Origin of the sequence: Streptomyces sp. MZ04 (genome assembly GCF_004684775.1) — a bacterium.
GTDB lineage: Bacteria > Actinomycetota > Actinomycetes > Streptomycetales > Streptomycetaceae > Streptomyces.
This window is the reverse complement of record NZ_SRIC01000441.1, coordinates 1-4,603: the sequence shown is the minus strand read 5'-3', so window position 1 is coordinate 4,603 and position 4,603 is coordinate 1. Positions and strand designations below refer to the sequence as shown.

3 protein-coding genes and 1 pseudogene are annotated in these 4,603 nt (G+C 70.8%); 2 read left to right on the top strand and 2 right to left on the bottom strand.

The genetic code is table 11. From position 1 onward, the window contains the following. Window positions 1-108: 108 nt before the first annotated feature. Window positions 109-1,323, bottom strand: a complete 1,215-nt coding sequence (locus tag E2651_RS41380) for a S8 family peptidase (RefSeq protein WP_135336422.1) — start codon at window positions 1,321-1,323, stop codon at window positions 109-111. 297 nt (window positions 1,324-1,620) lie between these two features. Next, a pseudogene (locus E2651_RS41375) lies at window positions 1,621-1,959 on the bottom strand (DUF2867 domain-containing protein); the annotation flags it as partial. A gap of 124 nt (window positions 1,960-2,083) precedes the next feature. Here E2651_RS41375 and E2651_RS41370 point away from each other — a divergent pair. Together E2651_RS41370 and E2651_RS41365 are read left to right on the top strand one after the other, a co-directional pair. Then, window positions 2,084-3,472 carry an aldehyde dehydrogenase family protein gene (locus E2651_RS41370; RefSeq protein ID WP_135336420.1) on the top strand — a complete coding sequence of 463 codons (1,389 nt, stop codon included), beginning with the start codon at window positions 2,084-2,086 and terminating at the stop codon, window positions 3,470-3,472. A gap of 53 nt (window positions 3,473-3,525) precedes the next feature. Beyond that, window positions 3,526-4,603 (top strand): Zn-dependent alcohol dehydrogenase (locus tag E2651_RS41365; RefSeq protein WP_167829064.1); only part of this gene is annotated, 1,078 nt, incomplete at its 3' end.

The following is a 4,603-nucleotide window of genomic DNA, read 5'->3' as shown; positions in this document are numbered from 1 at the left end:
CATGAGCGTCTCGTGGGCTCGGAGATGTGTATAAGGGACAGGGGCTGAGGCGGGGCGGCCCTCCCCAAACGCCGGAGGGGCTGAAAGATCCCCTCCGGCGTTCGACGACTACGGGACGAGCTTGAGCAGCCGGTTCGGTGAACCGGTACCGGGGCTGGTCACCTTGCCCGCCGTGGACCCGTTCACCAGCGCGGACGCGACCTGCGTCGGGGTCGCCGACGTGTGGCCCGCCAGGTACACCGCCGCCGCACCGGCGACATGCGGCGTCGCCATCGACGTACCGGAGATGGTGTTGGTGGCCGTGTCGCTCGTGTTCCAGCCCGCCTTGATCGAGACGCCCGGCGCGAAGATGTCCAGGACCGAGCCGTAGTTGGACCAGCTGGCCTTGGCGTCCGTGTTGCCGGTGGCGCCGACCGTGATGGCCTCGGGGACCCGCGCGGGGGACGACGAGGAGGCGTTGACGCCCTCGTTGCCCGCCGCGACCGCGTAACTGACGCCGTCGGCGATGGACTTCTTCACCGCGTTGTCGAGGGTGGTGGACGCGCCGCCGCCGAGCGACATGTTGGCCACGGCGGGGGCTCCCGCGGCGTGGTTGCTCGTCACCCAGTCGATGCCCGCGATGACACCGGCGGTCGTGCCGGAGCCGTTGTTGTCGAGCACGCGGACGGCCACGATCTTGGCCTTCTTGGCGACGCCGTACGTCTTGCCCGCGATGGTCGTGGCGACATGCGTGCCGTGGCCGTTGCCGTCCTGGGCGGTGGAGTCACCGTCCACGGCGTCGTAGCCGTTTACCGCGCGGCCGCTGATCTCGGCGTGCGAGATGCGTACGCCGGTGTCGATGACGTACGCGGTGACGCCCGAGCCCGCGGTGTCCGGGTAGGTGTAGGTGCCGGACAGCGGCAGGCTCGTCTGGTCGATGCGGTCCAGGCCCCAGGGAGCGCTGGTCTGGGTCGCGTCGGCCCGGAGGGTGCGGTTCTGCTCGACGGAGGCGACCGCGGGATCGGCCGCGAGTCTCTTCGCCTCCGTCGTGCTCAGGCTCGCGGTGTAGCCGTTGAGCGCGGACTTGAAGGTCTTGTGCACCGACCCGCCGTACTCGGCCATCAGATCCTTGCCCTGGCCCGACGCGGCCTTGAAGCCCGAACTCTGCTTCAGCGTCACGATGTAGCTGCCCTTGACGGCGTCGGCAGAGCCGGCCCCGATGACGGTGCCCTCGGCGGGTGCGGCCTGGGCCGGCAGGGCGGTGACCGCGCCGAACAGCGTGGCGGCGGTGGCGGTCGAGATCGCCGCGGCGATCGCGGTCTTCTTGCTGCGCAGCATTGCCATGGTGAGGGAGTCCTCCTCATAGGCGGCGCGCGCCCTGGGTCGGGCGGCGCAACTGTGGGGGCGCGTGCGGGATCGCACACACAGCCGGGAGCGGTGCGTTCCACTCCCGGCGCGATCAGCAGACTGGCCGCTCTACGGGCGTAGATCAAGGGAGTTGGGGTCTTGTCATGCGTCTGTCACACGACTGAAATCGAACGCGCGGCGAACTTGGGGCGCATGCACAAGTGGTGGCCGGAGAGGGGTACTTGCGTGGCCGGAGTCGGGCCCCGGCTCCGGTCGGTCGACGCGCCTCTCGGTGGAATCCGCCTCCCACTCGCGGCCGATCGACCGGATCAGCGCGGGGTACACCCCCAGGTGCCGGAAGGGGGCGATGGCGGCCATGTAGGCGGAGCCGAGCAGCCCGTTGGGCTTCACGATGACGGCCATCTGGCCGCGGTGGCCGCCGGATCCGTCCGGCACCCAGCCGATGTGCATCAGTGCGTGCACCGTCTTGTTGCTCAGCTCGGCGACCCACTCGTCGTGCGTCTGGTAGACGGATGTGAACGGACCCGTGGGGAAGCCGGGCCCCCGAGTGCCCTCGCGGAGGTCGGCGGGCAGCCGGTCCCGCAGTGACGCCACCCGCCCGCCGACGCCAGCAGCGTATGTACGGCACCGTATAGATGGGGTCGTGGCCGGGAAGTGGGCCCCTGGGGCAGACGCCCCTGGTGTCGAAAAACTATCAGCGCTAGTTTGGTGCGCGGACGACTATCAGGAGGATGCGATGAAGGCCCACGACGGGATGTACATCGGCGGAGCCTGGCGCCCCGCCGCAGGCACGGACACGATCGAGGTCGTGAACCCGGCCGACGAGCAGGTCATCGACCGGGTGCCGGCCGGCACGGCACAGGACGTCGACGCCGCGGTGCGCGCCGCCCGCGACGCCTTCCCCGCCTGGTCCACGACGCCGCCCGCCGAGCGTGCCGCGCTCATCGGCGCGCTGCGCGACCAACTGGTCGCCCGCAAGGACGAGATCGCCGAGACCGTGACGGCCGAGCTCGGCTCCCCGCTCCCGTTCTCGCAGATGGTGCACGCCGGGGTGCCGATCCTGGTCGCGGGCTCGTACGCGGATCTCGCCGCGACGTACTCCTTCGAGGAGAAGATCGGCAACTCCACCGTCTACCTGGAACCGGTCGGCGTGGTCGGCGCGATCACGCCCTGGAACTACCCCCTCCACCAGATCGTCAACAAGGTCGCCCCCGCGCTCGCCGCGGGCTGCACCGTGGTTCTCAAGCCCGCCGAGGACACCCCGCTCACCGCCCAGCTCTTCGCCGAGGCCGCGCACGAGGCGGGCATCCCCGCCGGTGTCTTCAACCTGGTCACCGGCCTCGGCCCGGTCGCGGGCCAGGCGCTCGCCGAGCACGAGGGCGTCGACCTGGTCTCCTTCACCGGCTCCACGGCGGTCGGCAAGCAGATCGGCGCCACCGCGGGCGCCGCGGTCAAGCGCGTCGCCCTGGAGCTCGGCGGCAAATCCGCGAACGTCATCCTGCCGAGCGCGGACCTGGCCAAGGCCGTGAACGTCGGCGTCGCCAACGTCATGTCCAACTCCGGCCAGACGTGCAGCGCTTGGACTCGCATGCTGGTGGACTCCGCGCGCTACGACGAGGCGGTGGAGCTCGCCGCGGCGGCCGCCGCCAAGTACGGCTCCCGCATCGGCCCCGTCGTCAACGCCAAGCAGCAGGCTCGCGTGCGGGGTTACATCGAGAAGGGTGTCGAGGAGGGCGCGCGCGTGGTCGCGGGTGGCGCCGAAGCGCCGCACGAGCAGGGCTACTTCGTCCAGCCCACCGTCTTCGCCGACGTCACCCCCGAGATGACGATCGCCCAGGAGGAGATCTTCGGGCCGGTCGTCTCGATCATCAGGTACGAGGACGAGGACGACGCCCTGCGCATCGCCAACGGCACCGTGTACGGGCTCGCGGGCGCGGTCTGGGCGGCCGACGACGCGGAGGCGGTCGCCTTCGCCCGCCGCATGGACACCGGCCAGGTCGACATCAACGGCGGCAGCTTCAACCCCCAGGCGCCGTTCGGCGGTTACAAGCAGTCCGGGGTGGGCCGGGAGCTGGGCCCGCACGGCCTGACGGAGTACCTGCAGACCAAGTCCCTCCAGTTCTGAGCCCTGAGCTCTGAGTCCCTTCCTGTTCCGCGCCTTTTGAGGAGTACGTCATCGTGGTCCGCGCCGCTGTTCTGCCCGCCGTCGGGTCTCCTCTGGAGATCACCGAGATCGACCTGCCCGAGCCGGGCCCCGGCCAGCTGCGGGTGCGTCTGGCCGCCGCCGGGGTCTGCCACTCCGACCTGTCCCTGACCAACGGCACGATGCGGGTTCCGGTGCCTGCGGTGCTCGGGCACGAGGGCGCGGGGACGGTGGTGTCCGTGGGCGCCGATGTCACCCATGTCGCGCCGGGTGACGGGGTGGTGCTCAACTGGGCGCCGTCCTGCGGCAGTTGTCATGCCTGTTCGCTCGGTGAGGTGTGGCTGTGCGTCAACGCGCTTGCGGGGGCCTCCGATGTGTACGCCCACCGCTCCTCGGACGGCGTTGATCTCCACCCCGGTCTGAACGTCGCCGCGTTCGCCGAGGAGACGGTGGTGGCGGCCAACTGTGTCCTGCCGGTCCCCGACGGTGTCCCGCTCACCGACGCGGCCCTGCTCGGCTGCGCCGTACTCACCGGGTACGGCGCGGTGCACCACTCGGCGAAGGTCCGCGAGGGCGAGACGGTGGCCGTCTTCGGGGTCGGCGGGGTGGGCCTCGCGACCCTCCAGGCGGCGCGGATCGCGGGGGCCTCACAGATCGTCGCGGTCGATGTCTCCCCGGAGAAGGAGGAGTTGGCGCGTTCGGCGGGGGCTACGGAGTACGTCGTCGCCTCCGAGACCACCCCCAAGGCCATCCGCAAGCTGACCGGCGGTCAGGGCGTGGACGTGGCGGTGGAGTGCGTGGGGCGTGCGGTGACGATCCGGGCTGCGTGGGAGTCGACGCGGCGGGGCGGGCGGACGACGGTGGTCGGTATCGGCGGCAAGGATCAGCAGGTCACCTTCAACGCCCTGGAACTCTTCCACTGGGGGCGGACGCTTTCGGGCTGCGTGTACGGGAACTCGGACCCGGCGGTGGACCTGCCGGTCCTGGCGGAGCATGTCCGGGCGGGGCGCCTGGACCTGGGGGGCCTGGTGACGGATCGGATCGCTCTGGACGGCATCCCGGCGGCCTTCGAGAACATGGTGGCGGGGAAGGGTGGTCGCTGTCTCTTATACA